Genomic DNA, 20,065 nt, shown 5'->3' with positions numbered 1-20,065 from the left:
CGCTACAGCGCCGAGCCGAAGCCGTGGCGCTCGAGCACGCCCTGCCCGTCTTTGCCCAGCACGTATGCGACGAACTCGCGCGCCGCAGCGTGCTTCGCGTCGCTCGTGTTGGCGCCTGAGCTGGCCTTGGCGTCGCGCGACTGGGCCGCGGGGGTGAGCGCTGCTATCGGGTACCTATTGACCACGTCTTGGGTGCCCTCGGGGTCGATGCTTTCGACGGCGTCGTCGCCTACCACGTCGGTGCGGTAGACGAGGCCCGCATCTGCCTCGCCCGCGGCAACCTTCGCCAGCACCGCGGTGACGTTTTGTTCGAGGCTCGCGGGGGTCACCTTGACGGCCGCGTTCTTCAGCAGGGTCTCAGATGCTCCGCCGCACGGCACCTCGGGCGCGCACAGCACCGTTACCGCGTCTTGCAGGTCTTTGAGGCCCGTCACCTTAGCCGGGTTGCCCGCGGGCACCGCGATCACGAGCGTGTTTGTCGCAAAAACTTGCGGGTCGCTTGCGAGAGCCTCGTCGACGACGACCTGCATGTTGCGTTCATCGGCAGACGCAAACACGTCGACCGGGGCGCCCTCGACGATCTGTGTCGCGAGCGTCGATGAGCCGTCGTAGCTGAGAGTGACCTTGACGCCGGGGTGCTGTTCTTCGAACTGTTGCGCGATCTCGTCGAAGGAGCGTTGCAGCGAGGCCGCGGCCGACACGTTGAGGGTGACCGTCCCTTCCTCCGCCGTGTCGCTGACGCTTGAACAGCCCACAAGCCCCATCGCCAACACCGCCACTACAGCGGCGAGCGCGCTGCGCCGACCCGAGCGGCGGTGCTGCTGGTTCGTGAACGGGTGCGGCTTTGTGCTCGGCAGCGGCATGCACGGTCTCCTTGTGGTTCGTCTCGCAACTCTCTTGCACCCCAACGCTATCGAATCAGCCCACCCGGCCTCTCGGGGCTTGCCTCTGCCGTCGCTTTGACGGCCGCGGGTATCGCTGCGGGGTCTGCGTCTGGGTGAAACTCGGGGTGCGTCGTCGAGGCGTAGAGGTTGAGGCCGAGTGCACGCGAGAGGTACGCGCAGGCCCGTTCGCCTCGAACGCTGTTACCGGCAGAGTTGAGCGGCGGGGAGTACGTCGCAAGCGCTCCCTTGCCCGGCGCGATCGCGACGATGCCGCCCGATACACCCGACTTCGCGGGCAACCCGATCTCGAACAGCCACTCCCCCGAACGCTCATACATGCCGCAGCTCGCAAGCACCGCGAGCGTGTCACGGGCCACGCTTGCAGACACCACCCGCTCACCGGTGATCGGGTTCACCCCGCCGTCTGCGATCGTCGCTCCCATCACCGCGAGATCGTAGGCCGAGACCTTTAGCGCGCACTGCTTCGTGTACACATCGACGGCCTCTTCGGGGTTGCCATCGATGCGACCGTAGCTGTGCAGCAGCCGGGCGATGCCGCGGTTGCGCGAGTTGGTACGCGACTCTGATTCGTAGACGGCCTCGTCGATTTCGAGAGCACGCCCCGCAAACCGTGAGAGCCCCGCGCGCACGTTCTCCCAGCGCTCCCGCGGTGTCGCACCAGGCACCATGCTCGTCGTTACGATTGCCCCCGCGTTGACCATAGGGTTTTGCGGGCTGCCCTCGTTGAGCTCAAGCGCGATCACCGAGTTAAACGCGAGCCCGGTGTTGTTGACACCCACGCGCTCGGGCACCGCGCGGTGGCCAATCGCATCGCACACGAGTGCAAACACAAACGCTTTTGAAATCGACTGAATCGAAAATTCTACGGCAGAGTCGCCCACGGTGTGGGTGCTGCCGTTCACGCCCACAAGCGCAAGCCCAAACTCGAGCGGGTCTGCGCTCGCGAGCACCGGAATATAGCTGGCGACCGTACCGTCGTAGGTGTCGCGGTAGCGCGTGTGCGCTGCGAGTAATAGCTCATCTACTCTGGCCGCTGTGGGTAATTCGCCCGTCGAAACACGCTGTGTAACCTTCAAAACCTCGACTTCTGGCACGGTGGAGCTCCATTCTGCGGCGACGGGCGGGCACCCATCACGCTATCGCGCAGCTCCGCCCCCTGTCACTAGCGGGCCCGGGTTTATTCACGGTGGGCGAACTCGCGCTCCTTGCCTACGGGCCCTAGTGTGGAGATGAAGCTGCGATCCGGATCGGACGCAACAAGATAGGCCCGCACGCTCGCCGCGTGCACGCCGGGTGAGGAGGCGATTCATGGCGCAGATGCTGCCGTCAGCGGGGGTCGCCCCGGGCCTTGCCGACGCACGTAACCGGCCGCTGCGCGATCTGCGCATTTCGGTGACGGATCGCTGCAATTTTCGCTGCGTGTACTGCATGCCGAAGGAGATTTTCGGCCGCGACTTTCAGTTTCGTGAGCGCGACGAGTTGCTCACGTTCGAGGAGATCGAGCGGCTGGCGCGCGTCGCCGTGGGCCTCGGTGTGCGCAAGCTGCGGCTCACCGGGGGCGAGCCGCTGTTGCGCCGCGGCATCGAGGAGCTCGCGTCTCGGCTTGCCGCGCTGCGCACCCCCGAGGGGGATCCCGTTGACCTCGCGCTCACCACGAACGGTTCGGCGCTGCCGGTGAAGGCGGCGGCGCTGAAGGCGGCGGGGCTACAGCGCGTCACGATCTCGCTCGATTCGCTCATCGAGGAGCGGTTTCAAGCGATTAACGACGTGAAATTTCCTGTGGCTCGCGTGTTTACTGCGATCGATGCGGCCGCCGAGGCGGGACTTGGGCCGGTCAAGATCAACACGGTGCTCAAACGCGGCGTCAATGACGACGAGATTCTGTCGCTCGCCGAGCGTTTTCGCGGTACGGGGCACGTGCTGCGTTTTATCGAGTACATGGATGTGGGCGCGACTAATGGTTGGCGGCTCGACGACGTAGTGCCGTCGGCCGAGGTGGTGGCGCGCATTAGCGAGCGGTACCCGCTCGAGCCCGCGGCCCCCACCCACCCCGGCGAGACGGCGAAGCGCTGGCAGTACGTAGACGGTGCCGGCGAGATCGGTGTGATCTCAAGCGTCACCGGCGCATTTTGCGGCGACTGCTCGCGCGCCCGTGTGTCTGCCGAGGGGCAGATCTACACGTGCCTGTTTGCGTCGTCGGGCTTCGACTTGCGTGCGCTGTTGCGTGGCGATGACAGCCGTTCTCCTCTGACGGACGCAGAGCTCTCTGACGTATTGGCGGGCCGCTGGCGGGTGCGCGACGACAACTACTCTGAGCGCCGCGCAGCCCTCACCCCCGGCAACCGCCGCCGCATCGAAATGTCGTATATCGGCGGTTAGGCCGACGCTGCCTTGTCGAGGGCCGCACGCTTGAGGGTGTCGAACTCCTCTTGCGTGATCGTCTGTTCGTCGAGCAGCTTCTTCGCCTGCGCGATCTGCTCAGCCGGGTGCGGGTGCACGGCGACCGAACGAATGTAGTCGTCTGCGGCGTTCTGTGTTGCCTGCGCCTGCGCGGCAGCGCGCTCGCCCATGCCCCTACCGCGCGCAATCAGGTAGACGATCGCTGTCAAGAACGGCAAGAATACGAGAAAGATCAGCCAGATTGCTTTCGCGACACCGGGCAGCTTCTTGTCACGGAAGAGGTCACTGATGATCGAGAACAGCGCCATGAGGTAGGCGATAAACACGAAGATCGTGACCGCAAACCACAAAAAGTCCCAAATGTTTGCCAAGAAGCCCATGATGTTCCTTTCGCAGGTGAGCAACAGCGCTCCCCGTGGTTTCATCCTGGCATTACCGCGCCCGCGTGCGCCTCACGATGACGAATTGTGATGCGTTCTTCACCCGCACTTTCACCCGGTCGTGAGGCGTGCCCACACAAAAGCGGGGGTGAGGTGCGCTCGGCCCCTCACCCCCGCTCTGTGTCATGCGCCTCGCGCCTCGCGGCGCGCACGCGGCTCGCGCTAGCGCGTGTTCACGGTCTTTCGGCGCGCCCGGAGCACCAGCACCGCACCGGCAACCAGTAGCAGCAGCGCCACGCCCCCGCCAATCCCCGCCTGCGCACCAGTGATGCTTAGCCCGGGGATCAGTGGCTTGGACGTCGACGCTTCGGGAGTGGTGTGCGTCGTCGTGGCCGGCGGCGGGGTGATCGTTGTACCGCCCGGCGTCGCGGTCGACGACACCGTGTTTTCGATCGTCACCTTGCCCACTTCGTCATGCACCTTCACGCGGTAGGTGACGTCGACGCGCTCGCCAATGTCGAGCGTGCCCTCCCAGGTAAGCGTCGTGCCGTCGAGCTGCGGCGCGGCAGCCCGGGATTCGACGCCCTGGGCATCTACGATCGTAGCGCTCGGCGTGCCCACCAATTCGGTGTTGTCAAGCACGGCCGACAGGTCATCGGTCAGCACCACCGGGTCGAGCACGGTCGCGCCCGTGTTCGTGCCTGTGAGCGTGAACTGGATCAGCTGGCCTGCTTTTACCTCCGTTCCGGATCCGGGATCGCTCGTCTTGGCGAGGGTGTACCCCGGCACCGGGTGCTCCGTCGTAGCGGGGGGCGGCTCAACCGGCGGCTTGCCAGGCGGGGTCGCTGTTGAGACGGCAATATTTTTGAGCGTTTGACCTTCAGCGCCTTCGTTCACGGTGACGCTGTAGTTGATGCTCACGGTCTCCCCGACCTCGAGCTTGCCAGACCAGCTGAGCGACGTTCCGCTCAATTCCGGTGCCGTACCCTCGCGGGCTACACCGTCGGCTCCGGTGATCGTTGCTTCGATGTCACCGTCGAGCGTTGCATGCGCGAGTACCTTCGATAGATCATCGGTAATCTCGACCGGATCGAGTACGGTCTCGCCGCTGTTGCGCCCGGTGAGCGTGTAGGTGATCGACTCGCCCACGGCAACCGGGTTGTCACGCGCCGGGTTCGCGCTCTTCCAGAACGTGTAGCCCGGGGTTGGGTGCTGGGTTTCGACCGTCGGCGGAACGATGGGTGGCTGACCCGGTGGGGTCGCCGTCGACGATGCCCTGTTGTGAATGATCACACCCTCGGTCCCATCGTTGAGCTGTACCGAGTACACCAGCTGCACAGATTCGCCCACTCCCAGCGCACCGGTCCAAGCAAGCGATGTGTCATCAGCGGTCACTGTTCCACCGTCACGGGTGGCCCCCGCGGCGTCAGTGATCGTGACGACGGGGTCACCCATGAGTACGGCATGTTCGAGCACACCCGACAGGTCGTCGGAGATCTCGACCGGGTCGAGCACGGTGAGCCCCGTGTTCGTGCCCGTCAACGTATATGTGATCGCCTCTCCCGGAAGCACAGTTGTGCCCGAAACAGGGTTGCTCGTCTTCGTGAATTCATAGCCGGGCACAGGCTCAAGCGCCAGGTCCAGGGTGAGGTTCGTGAACTCGTCGGTGGTCAGCGGACTGACACTGAGCGAGCCAACGTTGTCACCGATCGGCTCGTGGCCGATAATCTTCGAACCATCGACACTGGCTGACAGTGTAATCGTGCCGGCGCTGCGCACTCGATCACCGTCGTTGATGGCGTGGTGATCGGCGGTCTCGTTGAGGTCGGTGTCTGCGTCTGCCTTTGAGTTCACGGCGGCGGCTGAGTACCCTGCCAACAGACCCCCACTCGCAAACTCGGCCGCGGGAATCACGGCGTAGTAATCACCCTCGGCGAGGTCGTTGAGAATCCAACGCCCGTCCTCGTTCGTAGTGGCCCGGCCTGCGAGTGTGCCCCCGTCGGCTGCACTGTACACCTCAACGGTTACTCCTGCGGGTGCCGCAAGATCGCGAGCTTCATCGAATTTACCGTCACGATCCTGGTCGATCCAGATCAGGTCGCCCAGGCTAAAGCCGAGCACGCGCACGGTCGTCTGGTTTGAGGTGAGAAGCTGGTAACCTTCCTGTTCCCCTGAGAACGTATCGCTAAACGCGGTAAAGCGGTTCGCGTACAGGTCGCCGGGGTCGTTGTCGCGCTGCTCGGTTTCGAAGGTCAGAATCAAGCCCGACTTCTTCGTGTTTGTACCGGTCTCGAGCTTCGTGTCGCCCACAAATTTGAAGGCGGTCACCTGAGTCCAGTCGGCGGGCGCACCCGGCGCACCGAAGTCGGACTCAGCAAACCAGATGCTCGCGTCATCGTCGTTCAGGTTTTGTGGCACATCTTCTGGCGCTACCGAGGTGTAGTACGTGGTGCCGGCTAGTGCGGTTTCACCTCCGAAGTCGGTTGCCGTCACCGGGCCGGTCAGACCGCTGGTACCCGCGAAGTCAGAAGCCGGCGTACGGTTCACGTTTGCCTGGTTCTTGGCGTCACCGTTATACGGGAGCACCTCGATCACGGTTACCGGCAAGATCGACAGATTCTGACTGAAGTTCTTCACCTTCAGGGTGTAAGCCTGCGTATCGTTTTGCAGGTCAAGCGTCTGATCGACGCTCTTCTGCAGCTGCAGCTTGCCGTCCTGTGCGAGGGTGACAGTGTGATCGTCGGCGTGTGCCTTAAGCGGCACGAGCGTATCGCCGGTAATCTTGGCGCTCGACACCAGGGCGGTGCTCGCGGGTGTCAGCGCGTCAGTGTCGGTGTAGATGATGCGTGACGGCAGTTTCTCGTTGGGCGTCACGTCACCGATCAGCCAGGTGAGGGTCGTCGTTCCGTCGGGGTTCACCACAGCGGTCGTGGCGGGTGTACCGCCCCGAGTAAGCGCCGTCATCTCTGCGTTGTACGTGACGTGCTTGGGCAGCGTCTGTGTAACGACAACGTTCTTCACCAATGCGGGTGTGGCCGAATTGGCTGAGACCCCAGCAACCGTCTCCCATATCACCGGTGTACCAGCGAGGGTGCTGCCTGTTGTGTCGAAGTCGGCTGCACCACCGCCCACACCCTCGACCTCGATGGTGCGCAGGTTGAGCTGTGCCATCGCTCGAGTTACGGTCCAGCGGTCCCCGTCGGTGAGCGCTGACTCAGGCTGCGGCTCATACCGCTGAGCGAATGTCGAGTCGGTGAGCTTCAGACTCCAGCCCGGGCTGAGGGTGTCTGTGGTGACCTGGCCATAGTTCGCTGCCACGGTTCCCACAGGGATCGTCTGCCCCGCATTGGGGCCTCCGTTGAACTCGTCTCGCTGCTCAAACGCGCTCATCAGGTACAGGCTCGTGCCAGTCGAAATCTTTGACCCGTCGGCGGCGACGGCACGGATCGCGTTGACGCTGTCGATTCCACCCGCGACCTTGTTGGGGTCACTGTGCCATTCGGTGGCGGTGTCGGCGCAGCGCGCATTGGCCTGGTTCAGCCAGGAGCCCCCGAAGCGGTTGGTACCCGCGTCGAACACCCCGTTGTTGGCGGTGTCGTTACCAAAGTCGAATGCACCGTACTCGATCGTGTAGTGCTGCTGGTTTGGTTCTTGGCTCGACTTGCGGCCCGGCAGTGAACTGTCATGCACATAGGCGTACAGGTCATTCGCGTACTGCGCCGCGTTCGCCTCGCTCATGCCCGTTACCTGGTTGAGCGGTGCAAGCTTCAGAGTTGTGTTGTCGAATACGTCGCACAATCCCGCTTCAGTCCAGGGGGTACCGCCGTTCACAAGCACCACTTGGGACTGGTGCACTTCGCCGGGCTGGATCGTCGCTGCCCCGTCGTGTGAGCCAGTGGATCCCGGGAGCCTGGTGAGTGTATAGCTCCACGGCGTCAAGTGGTCAAGAAAGCTCTTCGAGAACGAGCCAGGTGACATCTGAATCGATGTGGGACCCGCGACGTTGTTGCTGCGCGTGTTGTCTTCCATCAGGTCACACCTGTTGAAGTCACCTCCCACGCGGCGATCCGCACAGAAGCCGGGCTCGTTGTCGTCGCCAAAGTTGCTGACGCCGCTCAGACCCACGGGGTCAAACCCGGTGATCTGGTTGTACGCGTACAACTGACCAATTCCGTCTCCCTCGACGCCGTTCGCACGGTCAACCTGAGTGAGCGGTATGAACACCGCCACCTCATAGCTGGCGACATAGTAGGGGCCAGCGCTCAGGTCAGCTCCACCGTTCAACTTCGTGGGGTAGTGCTTGCCAGACGTATCGATTCCGTCGAAGGTGAGCGTGTACGGACTCGTGTTGTCGTCGGCGGTGCGCTCAAACGCGCACGTGCCCGAGTCGCTCACGCTTGACGCAGAGTTCGTGTCGCCCTTGTTGACACCGCCGAGGATCGCCTCTGTCGTTCCATAGTTCGTGGAGGGACGGCAGGCGACGATTTCGTATTCAAGGTCTTTGACCGCAGACGTTCCCACCTCGGCCTTGCGGTCGAGCTGCGCCCAGAAGTCTTCAGTAGCGGTAACGGGCTGTTGGAATGCTTCTACGCCCTGCTTGCGGTCTGTGGAAATGGTGATCGGGTAGTAGATCTGGCGCCCGGGCACCTTCTCACCATTGATCGTGCGGAAGGTCCAGGTGCTCGAGAACGGTGCGTGCTTTGCGAGGTCATAGCGTGGCTTCGAGGTGATCTCGATCGGGCCTACCGCGACCGGCCCGTCGGGCCGAGCGGTAGCGACGCCCGCGGCGTTCACGCCGTACACACGTGTTACCGAGGTGAAAGTCGAACCGTTGACTGAGTCGGGGCTCGCCCAAACCGCAGTGTCGAGCAGTGTTGCCGCAGTAGCAATGCCTACTTCACCGAGGTTGCAGGTGAGGGTGACGTGGGTGGTACCAGCGGGCGGCGCTGTGCGCTTCTCGATAGGTGTGCCCACCGTGTCATTCGGTGACGAGAACGCCCGAATTTCGCTGGCGGGTGCTGTCCCGTCGCACACCATTGGCACGTTTGTGAAGTTTGCGACTGCTCCGTCGCTGAGCTCAATCGTCTGCTCGAACACCGCCGATGTGAACGCATCGGCGAGCGCCTCCGTGGCGTTTGCGGTGATACTCCAGGTGAACGACGTGACGTCGCCGCTGCGCACCACGTCGTTGTCGGTGCCGGTGTCAGAGCCCGGGCCGTTCTTCGAGTCCCAGGGCGCAGCACCAGTGAACACGGCTTTACCGTCAAGTCCACCTTCTGCGTTGGGGAGCTTCACGTCTAGCTGCCACGTGGGCCACACCAGCGCATCGAGGTTCGCCGGTGCGCTCTCGGCGCTAAACGGCGTGCTACGCGCAACTTGGTTGGCATCGTTGACCGCCGCAAAGGCATTGTCTGCGCTCACCGACTTGTGTACCGCATAGACGTCGCCCGCGACGCCGGTCACGTCTACGGTGACGTGCAGCTGGTCGTCTGCGCAGTGAGCCTTCCAGTCGGTGTCAACTGCGAAGCTCCATGCCCCGTTCGCATCGGTCTGCGTTGACCATCCGCCGTGCTCGGCGTCGAGCGGCGTGGCGCACGCGAGTGTGACCGCGGCCTCTGCCACACCCAGGTCGACCTTACCGGCCGTGCCAGATGCATCAAGTGCGTTGTTTTGTGTCGCGTCGGCATACACAGTACCCGCTACGAGCACCGGTTCCGTCGTGCGCTCAGGCGCTGCCGCGGCGGGTGTCTCGTCTTGTATGAGCGAGAGCCCCGACAGCACCATCACTGCGCACAGTGCAGCGCCCAGGAGGCGCCGCCCCGACGCCCGTTTCTTGCGCGTGGCATGATCGCCACGTCGTCGTGTTACAGAAAGTTCTGACACCCCGAAGTCCTTCTTTCAATGCCGCCCCGCCCGCGCAATCGGGCAGCACTCAAAGAGGCACCCCGGCACACAGGTGGTAGCTGCGTTCCCCAAGCAAGATGTCGTGTTGGCGTGGCGTCGTCAGGTTTCACACCTCACCGTTGCTCAACACGTGCTTTGTAAATAAGCAAACCATAGGCGACACCAATAACCTAAATCGCCACTTTCGTAGTGGGCCGCGGCTACAGGCCCACCCACTCCGACACGCCTGCGACGAAGTGCTGCCGCTTCCAAATGGGTACCTCGTGCTTAATGCGTTCGACGAGACGTTCAATCGCTTCGAATGCCTCGCGCCGGTGCGCCGACGCTGCGGCCGCCACGAGCGCAGCGTCGCCGATCGCGAGCGCTCCCACTCGGTGCACGGCCGCTAAGCGAATACCGGTGCGCGCATGTTCTTCGGCAACGATGCTCGCGAGAAACCGCTCGGCCTCGGGGTGGCACGAATAGTCGAGCGCGCGCACGCTCTCGCCGCCGTCATGATTGCGAATAATGCCGTGAAACATGACGACGGCCCCCGCGTCGGGCCCGTCAACGGCGGCCCGCACCGCCGCCTCATCGATAACCTCGTCGGTGACTCTCGCCAGCTGCTCGCTCATGCATTCCTCTCGATCAGCTCGGGCGCTACCTGCGCAACCTCGAAGATACCGCCCGTCACCACGCGCGCGTGCACGCCACCGCGAGCAAGCAATTGCGCGGCCCGCACCGACCGCGGGTCGCGCGCGCAGTGCACAAAGATCGGCGCGCCCTGCCCCACCGTCTTGATGAGCGCCGCGACGCTCTCGGGCACGGGATCGCCCGCGCCCGCGGCCGCCTCAATCTCACCGAGCGGCACGCCCCACGAGCCTGCGATGCGCGACTCACCCCGCTCCTCGGGCGTGCGCACGTCGATCAGGCAGGGCGCAGCTCCGGATCGCAGCATGCGGGCCAGCTCGGCGGCACTGGTGCGCTCGGGCTGCGCATCTTCGCCCGAGCAGAACAGCTCGTAGTCGATGAGTTCGGTGATCGGGCTCGCCTGCGGGTCTCGGCCGTAGCTGATCTCGCGGGTGCGTGCGGCGAGCGCGTCGTATACGAGAACCCGGCCAATGAGCGGGGCCCCAATGCCCGTGATCACTTTGAGCGCCTCGGTTGCGAGCAGCGAACCGACGGTGCCGCACAGGCCGGGGAGCACACCTCCCACCGCGCAGCTCGGCACCGTGCCTGGGGCGGGCGGCGCCGGAAACAGGTCGCGATAGCCCGGCCCGTATTCGTGCCACGCGACACCAACCTGCCCGTGGTGCTGCAAGATGGCGCCCCACACCAGCGGAATACCGCTGAGCTGCGCCGCATCGTTGGCCAGGTAGCGGGTCGCAAAATTGTCGCTGCCGTCGATGACGAGGTCGTAGCTGTTGAATATCTCGAGGGCGTTGTCTGAGGTGAGACGTAGGGTATGCCGCACCACATTGACCCCCGGGTCGAGGCGGTGCGCGGCCTCTGCCAGGGAGTCGGTTTTGTTGTGCCCGAGGCCCGCGGTCGTGTGTGTTACTTGCCGGTGCAGATTAGAGAGTTCCACGACGTCATCATCGAGAATACCGATCATGCCTGCCCCCGCCCCCACACCGGCGCCGACGAGGTAGGGCACGCTCGCGCTGCCGAGCCCGCCCGCACCGATCACCAGCACGCGGGCATTGGCGAGTCGACGCTGCGCTTCTTCGCTGAATCCGGGGAGCGTAAGCTGCCGCTCAGCGCGAGCACGCTGCGCTGCAGTGAGGGGTGCCCCCAGCGAGGCGGCGGGGCCGGGGCGAGTTGCGGTCATACTGGGATCCTACGCTTCTGCGGCCGCGCCTTGGGGAGTGGATAACATAGCAGCATGTCGCAAATCACTGTTCGATACTTTGCGGCCGCGGCCGAAGCGGCCGGGCTTGAAGAAGAGCCCTGGGCAGCTACGACGCTGGCCGTACTACGCGCGGGCCTTACCGACAAGTACGGCGAGCCCATGGCACAGGTGCTGCGCGCCGGCAGCTTTCTCGTCGACGGCGTCGTGCGTCGCGACGACGGGCTGATCGCAGCTCCAGCAGACGAAACAGGCGCCGCGAGCGGGGTGGGCGCCGCTACGCACCGATCCGGCATCACGGTCGACGTGCTGCCCCCGTTCGCCGGAGGATAGGACAGACATGGCCTGCACGCTAGAGAAGCACCGCGACGAGATTGCCGCGCTGCTGCAGCCGCTGCTCGCGCACGTGCGTGAGAACGCCCCCGAGTCCCTGCACGTTGCCGACCCTGCGCTCGCGGGGCGCGTCACAGCGCGCGAGGTGACGGCCCGGCTGCCGATTCCGGCGTTCACGAACTCCCAGATGGACGGTTACGCGGTGCGCGCGGTCGACCTGGCGGCGGCTTCGAAGCAGTCGCCGGTCACGCTGCCCCTCGGGTACGCGGCGGCAGCGGGTGACCCGCAGCTGTGGCACGCGCCGCGCACCGCCACCCCCGTGATGACGGGGGCGCCGGTGCCGCGGGGCGCCGACACGATTGTGCCCGTCGAAGAAAGCACGAGCGGCGAGTTTGCGCCGCTCACGCGCGCCCCGCGAGGCGGGGCGACCGCAACGAACACCGCCACCGCCGAGTTTCACGCGCTGCCGAGCGGCAGCGCGACGTTTACCGCGCCGAGCCCCGAGGGCCGCTTCGTGCGCCCCGCGGGCGAAGACCTCGCGCACGGAGCGGTTGTAGCAGCTGCCGGCGCAGCGCTCACTCCCACCCGCATCGGTGCGCTCGCTGCGAGCGGCGTGACCGAGGTGGCGGTGCGGCGCAGGCTGCGCGTGCTCGTGTGCGCGACAGGCGACGAGCTTGCGCACCCCGGTGAACCGTGGAACGCAGCGCACATTCCCGACGCGAACGGGCCCATGCTGGCTGCGCTGCTGCGGCAGTACGGCGCAGAGGTCGAGCACACGATCGTGCCCGACGACCCGCAGCTGCTCGCCGAGCGGCTACACATGCACGCTGGTCTCGCCGACCTGATCATCACGATGGGCGGCATCAGCATGGGCGCCTTCGAGGTGGTGCGCGAGGCGCTCGCCCCACTGGGCGGCGAGTTTCACGCGGTCGCGATGCAGCCGGGCGGCCCGCAGGGCTTCGCCCGGGTTCAACTCGCGGGCGTGCCAGACACCCCGGTGCTGTGTTTTCCGGGTAACCCTGTGAGCTCGTTCCTGTCTGCCGAACTGTTTCTCGCGCCCATTCTGCGCGAGTTTGCGGGACTGGCCGAGCCTGAGCCCGGCACGCACCCGCTCGCGCACGACGTCAGCTCCCCCGCCGCGAAACACCAGGTGCGCCGCGGCATGCTCACCCCCGAGGGCACCGTGCAGGTGCTCGCCCCGGGCTCGCACCTCGTGCACGACCTCGCGAACGCCGACGTGCTCGTACAGATTCCCGTGGGCGTGACGCACCTCGCCGCGGGCACCCTCGTAGAAACCTGGAGACTCAATGCCTGACCCGGCTGACCCCGCCGCCCCTGCTGTTCCCGCTGTTCCCCCGCAAGAGTCGCGTCTCACGCACCTGCGCGCAGACGGCAGCGCTCACATGGTCGACGTGAGCGACAAGGCCATCACCAAGCGCACCGCCACGGCCGAGGCGTTGTTCGTCACCCGCGCAGACGTGGTGGCGCAGCTCATGGCGGGTGATCTGCCCAAGGGCGAGGCCCTCGGCACCGCCCGCGTCGCCGGCATTATGGCCGCCAAGCGCACTTGGGAGCTCGTGCCACTGTGCCACCCGCTGCCCATCTCGAAGGTTGCCGTCGACTTCGCCGCCGAGGGCGATTGCGTGCGCGTCACGGCCACGGTTACGACGAAGGGTGTGACCGGAGTCGAGATGGAGGCGCTCACCGCCGCGAGCGTCGCCGCGCTCACCCTCTACGACATGACGAAGGCCGTCGACAAGCACGCCGAGATCACGGGCCTGCGCGTGCTCGCCAAGTCGGGCGGCAAGAGCGGCGACTGGAGCCTTGAGGCGCGAAATGGGGCGGGCGATGCCACGCACGACGCATGATCCGAGTCCCGCCGCTTCACCTGGCGAGCCAGGCACCGCGCCCACTGCCGCGGTGGTTGTCGCGTCGACAAGCGCCGCCGCCGGTGAGGCGCCCGATCGTACGGGCCCCGTGATTGCGCAGTGGCTGCGCGAACGCGGATTCTTGGTTGAGGACCCGATCGTCGTGTCGGACGGGCCGCCGGTGGGCGTAGCGCTCGATAGGCTCCTCAACCCGTTGCTATTGCCCGACGCCGTGGACGACCGCAACCCCTGTCTGGCGCCGAGCGTGATCCTCACTACGGGTGGCACTGGTGTCTCTCCCTCAGATCAGACGCCCGAAGAAACCCGCCCGTACCTCGATGTCGAACTGCCCGGCATTATCGAGGCGATCAGGAGCCGCGGTGCAGCAACTGCGCCGCTCGCGGCCCTCACCCGCGGTGTTGCCGGCTTCGCCCGGACGACTCTGATTGTGAACTTTCCGGGCTCCCCCGGCGGGGTGCGCGACGGGCTCGCGGTGCTCGAGCCGCTGCTTACGCACGCGCTCGCGCAGCGGGCGGGCGGGGGCGCGCACGATGCGCGCCCCCGCATCTAGCCCACTTCGAGGTCGTGAGCGCGAAGCTCAGGCACTTTGGGTGTTAGGCACCCCTTTGGCGGCGCCTGGCGGCCACCAGCAGCGTGGCGCCTGCGAGCAGCAGCGAGACCGTGAGGCCTCCGGCGATCGTTTCTGCACCGCCGGTCGTCGCAAGCGACGGCCCCTGCCGCAACGGTGTTGCGGTGGTTGGTTTCTTATGGTCGGGAGTTGGTTTCTTCGGCGGCACATACGCTTCGACGGTCACTGCGAAGTCGGCGGTGGCGGTGTTCTCGGCCGCATCGACCGCGGCGCAGGTCACCGTGGTGACTCCGGCCATCAGTGTGCTCCCTGACATGGGGGCGCACGAGGGCGCGACCGCGCCGTCCACGAGGTCGTTGGCGCTCGCTACATATGTCACCACTGCGCCAGCCGGGCTGCTCGCGGTGGCGCGCATGTCACTCGGTACAGTAATGATCGGCGCCGTGGTGTCGCGCACGGTTACCTCAAAGTCGCCGGAGGCGATGTTGCCCGCGGCATCGCTCACCTCGCACGTGATCGTCGCCGTGCCGAGAGGGAGCTCGGCACCAGAGGCGGGGGTACATGCGGGGACTAGTGCGCCGTCTACGAGGTCTTCTGCGGTGGCCGTGTAATCGATCGTGGCGCCGCCTGGGCCTTCAGCTTCAATCGACAACGCCCCCGGCAGAGTGAGCGCGGGCTCGGTGGTGTCCTCGATGGTCACCGTGAATGAACCGGTCGCAGAGTTGCCCTGCGCGTCGGTAGCTTCGCAGTTGACGGTCGTATCGCCGAGTGCAAACACGGTGCCAGAGGCCGGCGTGCAGCTCGCGGCCACGGACCCCTCAACAAGATCGCTCGCTGTCACAGTGTACGAGACTTCGGCGCCGTCGGGGCCCTCTGCTTCTGCTGTCACCGAGTCGAGGCCTGCGAGCATCGGGGCGGTCGTGTCGACGAGCGATACTACGAAACTCGCGCTGCCGATGTTGCCGGCGTCGTCTTCGGCTGTGCAGGTCACGGTGGTATCGCCGAGAGGAAAGAGTTCTCCCGAGGCGGGGGTGCAGCTCGTCGGGAGGCTCCCGTCGACGGTGTCGCTCGCGGTTGCCGTAAAGGTGACCACGCTTCCCGCCGCACTCTCTGCCTCGGTTGTGACCGCAGCCGGAGTCGACACGGTCGGCTCTGTCGTGTCACTCACCATGATATGGAATGAACCCGTCGCCGTATTCTGTTGCGAGTCGGTTGCCGTGCACGTGACGGTCGTGTCACCGAGCGCGAACAGCGAGCCAGAGGCGGGCGTGCACGTCGCAGTGAGCGCTCCGTCAACCAGGTCGGCCGCGGTTACGGTGAAGTCGACGGTAGCACCGTCTGCACCCGTCGCTTCAGCGGTGCGGCCGTAGATCCCCAACAGAGTCGGTGCGACACTGTCTTGAACCGTCACCGTGAAGCTCTGAGAACCCGTATTACCGGCAGTGTCGATTGCATCGCAGGTAACCGTGGTGACTCCGAGCGGAAAGGTGGACCCCGAAGCGGGGTTACACGACGGTGTGAGTACACCGTCGACCGCGTCATTGGCGGCCGCGGTGAAATTTACGGCGGCACCACCCGGGCCTGTGGCCTCCGCGCTGATGGGCGCAGGTACGCTAACCACGGGCGCTTCCTCATCACTCACGTGCACTGTGAACGTTGCAGTCGAGCTGTTATTGCGGCTATCGCTTGATGTACAGGTGACAGGCGTCGACCCGAGCGGGAATCGGGAACCGGATGCTGGAGAGCAGCTAACCGGGCGTGCCCCCTCGACGAGGTCTGAAGCTGTGACCCAGTAAGTAACGATGGAGCCACTTGCGTCCTCAGCCACGGCGCGGACCGGCCCTTGGGTGGTGATGCGCGGTCCTGTTGTGTCGATTACGTCCACAGTAAAGCTGCCGGTGCCGACGCTGCCCGCCGCGTCCGTCGCCGTACACGTGACCAGGGTGGAGCCGAAAGGAAACCGCGACCCCGAGGCCGGTGAGCATGTAGGCGTGAGCGCGCCGTCGACGTCGTCTGTGGCCGTCGCGCTATAAGACACGCTGGCGCCCGCGGGCCCTTGCGCCTCGGCGATAACGGGTGATTGCGGTACCGTGACGACCGGCGGGGTCGTGTCGATCACTGGGCCCGCCGAGGGCAGAAGCGTCACCTCAATCGGCGTGATCGTGGAGCTCACATCCACTGAAAAATCACCGAGGTCGCTCGCCCCCAGGCCCGAAACCACCAGGTAGAACGTCTGCTCGGTATAGGGGGCAGGCAGCGCATTGATCGGGGTGGTCATCGGAACCGTCGCACCTGCCCCGCTCCCGTTGATCGAGCCCCAGCAGTTCACATGCGGGCCTTCGGGCAGAAACGCTCCCTGGTACAGGCTGATATTCGCCGCGAATCCCACCGGATTTACGGCGATTGTGAGGTTGGTATCTGCCAAACCGCCCACCTTCACCGCGATCACGCGATAATGCGTCGGAATGCTGCCCACAGCGCAGGGGTTTCCTGCAACCGGGTTCAGGTGGGTGTAGGTCGGGTCGGCGGCGGTGATTGTGCCAGACACCGACCCGGAGTCGGCGCGGGCGCCGGGCACCGCGACAAAGGTCACAATGAGCAGCGCCATGATCGCCGTGCCCGCGAGCAGCACAGCACGACTTTTCCCCCACGAAAGTTTCACATTCTGAATTTTAGACACCGTCAAGAGAGCGATCGATCACTTTTTGTTACGGTTTTGTTGCAATTGCGCTGAGGGCCGGCTGTGGCGGGTGGGCACGGCCTGATCCGGCGCGCGAAAATGGGCAGTGAGACCAATAATCCCCCTCTCGAACACGAGAGGGGGATTATTGTTCACTCACCACAGTGACCGGGGCGAACCCCATTTTCGAGCCTTAGGCCCGAAAGCTATTGCGCGCTACGCCGTGACGTAGGAGTCGGCGACGTTCAACGCCTCGTCGATGATGTCGAGGCCCTTGATCAGGTCTTCCTCTGAGATCACGAGCGGCGGTGCGACCTGCAGACGGTTGCCCGCGGCGAACGGCCACAGGCCCGCGGCCTTGCAGGCTCCGACGACGGCGTTGAACGGGGCCGCGGCCTCACCCGACGCGTTGAACGGTACGAGCGGCTCGCGCGTCTCGCGGTTCTTGACGAGCTCGATCGCCCAGAACAGACCCTTGCCGCGCACCTCACCCACGGAGGGGTGCTTCTCGGCCATCGCCTCGAGACGGGGGCGCACGACGCGCTCACCGAGGTCGCGCACGCGCTCGAGGATCTGCTCTTCTTCGAAGATGTCGAAGGTTGCGACGCCCGCGGCGCAGGCGAGCGGGTGGCCCGAGTAGGTGAGCCCGCCGGGGAACGCCTTCTGATCGAACGTGTTGTGAATCGCCTCGCTAATCACGACGCCACCGAGGGGCACGTAGCCCGAGTTGACGCCCTTCGCGAAGGTCACGAGATCCGGGTTAACCCCGAAGCCCTGGAACGCGAACCACTCGCCGGTGCGGCCGAAGCCTGCCATGACCTCATCGCAGATCATCATGATGCCAAACTCGTCGCACAGCGCGCGCACGCCCTCGAGGTAGCCGGGGGTAGGAATCAAGATGCCGTTGGTGCCGGTGACCGACTCGAGGATGATCGCCGCGATGGTGCTGGCACCCTCGAGCTCGATGGTCGCACGCAAGTGTGCGAGCGCCCGCTCGGTCTCCTGCTCCGGGGTCTCGGCGTAGAACGCCGAACGGTAGGGGTAGGGGCCCGTGAAGTGCACAACGCCCGCGTCGAGCGTGCCGTTGGCCCAGCGGCGCGGTTCACCTGTCAGCGTGATCGCGGTGCCGGTTGAGCCGTGGTACGAGCGGTAGCGTGCGAGCACCTTGTGCTTGCCTGTGTGGTGACGGGCCATGCGCACCGCGTACTCGACCGCGTCGGCGCCACCGTTGGTAAAGAACACCGAACGAGCGCCCTCAAACGAGTGCTCAACGATGCGCTTCGCGAGTTCGCCGCGCACGTCGCTGCCGAGCGCGGGCTGAATCGTCGCGAGGCGGCCCGCCTGCTCTTGAATCGCCTTCACAAGGCCGGGGTGCTGGTGACCCAGGTTGAGGTTGACGAGCTGCGACGAGAAGTCGAGGTACTCGGTGCCGTCGTAGTCCCAGAACCGCACGCCCTCGCCCTTGGCGATGGGCAGCGTGTTGAGCGTGCCCTGCGCCGACCACGAGTGGAAGACGTACTGGCGGTCGTTCTCGCGCACCTCGCGCTGCGCCTCGGTGTCGCCAAAGCTCTGCTCGGCACCGTTCAAGTCTGTGTAATCAGCCATGATGTCTGTTCCGCTCGTCCTAGTGGTTGCTCGGGAAGCCCAGGTCGATCTTGGACTGATCCGGCTCAGGCCAGCGCGTCGTGACGACTTTCGAGCGCGTGTAGAAGTTGATCGACTCGGGGCCGTAGATGTGGGTGTCGCCGAACAGCGAGTCCTTCCAACCACCAAACGAGAACGAGCCCACGGGAACGGGGATCGGCACGTTGATGCCCACCATGCCGGCCTCAACATCGAACTCGAACTGGCGCGCCACGCCACCGTCGCGGGTGAAGATGGCAGTGCCGTTGCCGAACTGGTGCGAATTGATGAGCTCGAGGCCCTCTTCGTAGGTCTCGACGCGCACGACTGCGAGTACGGGGCCAAAGATCTCGTCACGGTACACGTCGCTGTCGGTCTTGACGTGGTCGAGCAGGGTGGGACCTGTGAAGAATCCGTTGCCCTCGAACTTGAAGTCGCGGCCGTCAACGACGACGGTAGCGCCCTGAGCGGCGGCCCCTGCGACGTAGCTGTCAACGCGAGCCTTCGCCTCGGGGGTGATGAGCGGGCCCATGTCGGTGCCCTCGGCTGCGCCGTCGCCGATCTTCAAGTCAGCGATGCGGCTTACGAGCTCAGGGATGATGCGGTCGGCCATGTCATCGCCCACAGCTACGAGCACCGAGACAGCCATGCAGCGCTCGCCTGCTGCGCCGTACGCGGCCGAGATCGCAGCGTCTGCCGTGACCTTGATGTCGGCGTCGGGCATAACGAGCATGTGGTTCTTTGCGCCACCGAGCGCCTGCACGCGCTTGCCGTTGGCGGCCGCACGCTCGTAGATGTACTTTGCGATGGGGGTCGAGCCGACGAACGAGATCGCCTTCACGTCGGGGGCGTCGATCAGGGTATCGACGGCAACCTTGTCACCGTGTACGACATTCAGCACGCCATCGGGCAGGCCGGCTTCGCGGAACAGGTCGGCGATGAACACAGAAGCCGAGGGGTCGCGCTCAGACGGCTTGAGTACCACGGTGTTGCCGCAGGCGATGGCCGAGGCGATCATCCACAGCGGCACCATGATCGGAAAGTTGAAGGGGGTGACGCAGGCGACAACGCCTACGGGCTGCTTGATCGAGTGCACGTCAACGCCGGTCGAAACCTGCTCGTCGCGCTCGCCCTTCAGTACGTTGAGCAGGCCAGCGGCGAACTCGACGTTCTCGAGACCGCGCGAAACCTCGCCCGCGGCGTCTGAGAGTACCTTGCCGTGCTCAGCGGTCACGATCGCCGAGAGCTCGGGGGTGCGCTGCTTGAGCAGCTGGCGCAGGTTGAAGAACACGTTGGCGCGCTTGGTGAGGCTGGTGCGGCGCCAAGCGGGAAGGGCTGCCGCGGCGGCCGCGATTGCTTCTTCAACGGTCGCGACCGATGCGATCGCTACTTCGTGCTGCTCTTCGCCGGTGGCGGGGTTGTAGACCGCCTGGTAGCGCTCTGCTGCGTCGGTCTTTTCGCCGCCGATGACGTGAGGAATGCGAGCCATTCGTGTGCCCTTTCTAACTGGGGTGAGATACTGCGCCGGATCTAACGGGCATACTGTTCGAGGCCG

Annotated in this window: 14 protein-coding genes; 5 read left to right on the top strand and 9 right to left on the bottom strand. The window is 65.2% G+C overall.

The window, feature by feature from the left end; all coding sequences use genetic code 11:
* Nucleotides 1-2 precede the first annotated feature (2 nt).
* Nucleotides 3-863, bottom strand: coding sequence for a molybdate ABC transporter substrate-binding protein (gene modA, locus ACXR2W_RS08695; RefSeq protein ID WP_458814431.1), 861 nt, complete (start codon nt 861-863; stop codon nt 3-5).
* A 47-nt stretch (nt 864-910) separates the two neighbouring features.
* A complete protein-coding gene (gene glsA / locus ACXR2W_RS08690; RefSeq protein WP_458814433.1) occupies nt 911-1,999 on the bottom strand; it encodes a glutaminase A in 1,089 nt (362 codons plus the stop codon).
* 214 nt (nt 2,000-2,213) lie between these two features.
* On the opposite strand from glsA, the gene moaA reads away from it, so the two are divergent.
* Entirely contained in the window at nt 2,214-3,284 is a 1,071-nt protein-coding gene (gene moaA, locus ACXR2W_RS08685; RefSeq protein ID WP_458814435.1) for a GTP 3',8-cyclase MoaA, read from the top strand.
* Here the strand turns inward: moaA and ACXR2W_RS08680 are convergent.
* The 4 genes from ACXR2W_RS08680 to ACXR2W_RS08665 all read right to left on the bottom strand — a co-directional run bounded on the left by ACXR2W_RS08680 (nt 3,281) and on the right by ACXR2W_RS08665 (nt 11,399).
* Complete coding sequence (locus tag ACXR2W_RS08680; protein WP_458814437.1) at nt 3,281-3,685, bottom strand: SHOCT domain-containing protein; 405 nt, start codon at nt 3,683-3,685, stop codon at nt 3,281-3,283. The genes moaA and ACXR2W_RS08680 overlap by 4 nt on opposite strands.
* A 222-nt stretch (nt 3,686-3,907) precedes the next feature.
* Nucleotides 3,908-9,568 (bottom strand): DUF7927 domain-containing protein, encoded by a 5,661-nt coding sequence (locus ACXR2W_RS08675; protein ID WP_458814439.1) that lies wholly within the window; start codon nt 9,566-9,568, stop codon nt 3,908-3,910.
* Between the two features lie 221 nt (nt 9,569-9,789).
* Nucleotides 9,790-10,203: a molybdenum cofactor biosynthesis protein MoaE gene (locus tag ACXR2W_RS08670; RefSeq protein ID WP_458814441.1), complete on the bottom strand. Its 414-nt coding sequence runs from the start codon at nt 10,201-10,203 to the stop codon at nt 9,790-9,792.
* Nucleotides 10,200-11,399: a ThiF family adenylyltransferase gene (locus ACXR2W_RS08665; protein WP_458814443.1), complete on the bottom strand. Its 1,200-nt coding sequence runs from the start codon at nt 11,397-11,399 to the stop codon at nt 10,200-10,202. The genes ACXR2W_RS08670 and ACXR2W_RS08665 overlap by 4 nt, the downstream gene beginning before the upstream one ends.
* A 54-nt stretch (nt 11,400-11,453) precedes the next feature.
* Between ACXR2W_RS08665 and ACXR2W_RS08660 the strand changes: the two genes are divergently transcribed.
* The 4 genes from ACXR2W_RS08660 to ACXR2W_RS08645 are packed head-to-tail and all read left to right on the top strand — an operon-like array spanning nt 11,454 to nt 14,189.
* On the top strand, nt 11,454-11,750 hold the full coding sequence (locus ACXR2W_RS08660; RefSeq protein WP_458814445.1) for a MoaD/ThiS family protein: 297 nt from the start codon (nt 11,454-11,456) through the stop codon (nt 11,748-11,750).
* 7 nt (nt 11,751-11,757) lie between these two features.
* On the top strand, nt 11,758-13,065 hold the full coding sequence (locus ACXR2W_RS08655) for a molybdopterin molybdotransferase MoeA (RefSeq protein ID WP_458814447.1): 1,308 nt from the start codon (nt 11,758-11,760) through the stop codon (nt 13,063-13,065).
* Nucleotides 13,058-13,618: a cyclic pyranopterin monophosphate synthase MoaC gene (gene moaC / locus ACXR2W_RS08650; RefSeq protein WP_458814449.1), complete on the top strand. Its 561-nt coding sequence runs from the start codon at nt 13,058-13,060 to the stop codon at nt 13,616-13,618. The genes ACXR2W_RS08655 and moaC overlap by 8 nt, the downstream gene beginning before the upstream one ends.
* Nucleotides 13,599-14,189 (top strand): MogA/MoaB family molybdenum cofactor biosynthesis protein, encoded by a 591-nt coding sequence (locus ACXR2W_RS08645; protein ID WP_458814451.1) that lies wholly within the window; start codon nt 13,599-13,601, stop codon nt 14,187-14,189. The genes moaC and ACXR2W_RS08645 overlap by 20 nt, the downstream gene beginning before the upstream one ends.
* Before the next feature lie 43 nt (nt 14,190-14,232).
* Here the strand turns inward: ACXR2W_RS08645 and ACXR2W_RS08640 are convergent, their stop codons facing one another.
* From ACXR2W_RS08640 to ACXR2W_RS08630, 3 genes are all read right to left on the bottom strand, one after another.
* The gene (locus ACXR2W_RS08640; protein WP_458814453.1) at nt 14,233-16,869 is read right to left on the bottom strand and encodes an HYR domain-containing protein; all 2,637 of its coding nucleotides are present in this window, start codon (nt 16,867-16,869) and stop codon (nt 14,233-14,235) included.
* Nucleotides 16,870-17,103: 234 nt separating this feature from the next.
* The gene (locus ACXR2W_RS08635) at nt 17,104-18,492 is read right to left on the bottom strand and encodes an aspartate aminotransferase family protein (RefSeq protein WP_458814455.1); all 1,389 of its coding nucleotides are present in this window, start codon (nt 18,490-18,492) and stop codon (nt 17,104-17,106) included.
* A gap of 19 nt (nt 18,493-18,511) precedes the next feature.
* Nucleotides 18,512-19,999 (bottom strand): CoA-acylating methylmalonate-semialdehyde dehydrogenase, encoded by a 1,488-nt coding sequence (locus ACXR2W_RS08630; protein ID WP_458814457.1) that lies wholly within the window; start codon nt 19,997-19,999, stop codon nt 18,512-18,514.
* Nucleotides 20,000-20,065 lie beyond the last annotated feature (66 nt).

It is taken from the genome of Leucobacter faecis, assembly GCF_054456695.2.
This window is presented reverse-complemented; position numbering and strand designations above follow the sequence as displayed.

Bases quoted from the DNA above. Each gene is read 5' to 3' on its own strand.
- moaA (WP_458814435.1), top strand. From the start codon at position 2,214: ATGGCGCAGATGCTGCCGTCAGCGGGGGTCGCCCCGGGCCTTGCCGAC.
- ACXR2W_RS08630 (WP_458814457.1), bottom strand. From the start codon at position 19,999: ATGGCTCGCATTCCTCACGTCATCGGCGGCGAAAAGACCGACGCAGCA.
- ACXR2W_RS08645 (WP_458814451.1), top strand. From the start codon at position 13,599: ATGCCACGCACGACGCATGATCCGAGTCCCGCCGCTTCACCTGGCGAG.
- ACXR2W_RS08635 (WP_458814455.1), bottom strand. From the start codon at position 18,492: ATGGCTGATTACACAGACTTGAACGGTGCCGAGCAGAGCTTTGGCGAC.
- ACXR2W_RS08665 (WP_458814443.1), bottom strand. From the start codon at position 11,399: ATGACCGCAACTCGCCCCGGCCCCGCCGCCTCGCTGGGGGCACCCCTC.
- ACXR2W_RS08670 (WP_458814441.1), bottom strand. From the start codon at position 10,203: ATGAGCGAGCAGCTGGCGAGAGTCACCGACGAGGTTATCGATGAGGCG.
- moaC (WP_458814449.1), top strand. From the start codon at position 13,058: ATGCCTGACCCGGCTGACCCCGCCGCCCCTGCTGTTCCCGCTGTTCCC.
- ACXR2W_RS08660 (WP_458814445.1), top strand. From the start codon at position 11,454: ATGTCGCAAATCACTGTTCGATACTTTGCGGCCGCGGCCGAAGCGGCC.
- ACXR2W_RS08655 (WP_458814447.1), top strand. From the start codon at position 11,758: ATGGCCTGCACGCTAGAGAAGCACCGCGACGAGATTGCCGCGCTGCTG.
- modA (WP_458814431.1), bottom strand. From the start codon at position 863: ATGCCGCTGCCGAGCACAAAGCCGCACCCGTTCACGAACCAGCAGCAC.
- ACXR2W_RS08680 (WP_458814437.1), bottom strand. From the start codon at position 3,685: ATGGGCTTCTTGGCAAACATTTGGGACTTTTTGTGGTTTGCGGTCACG.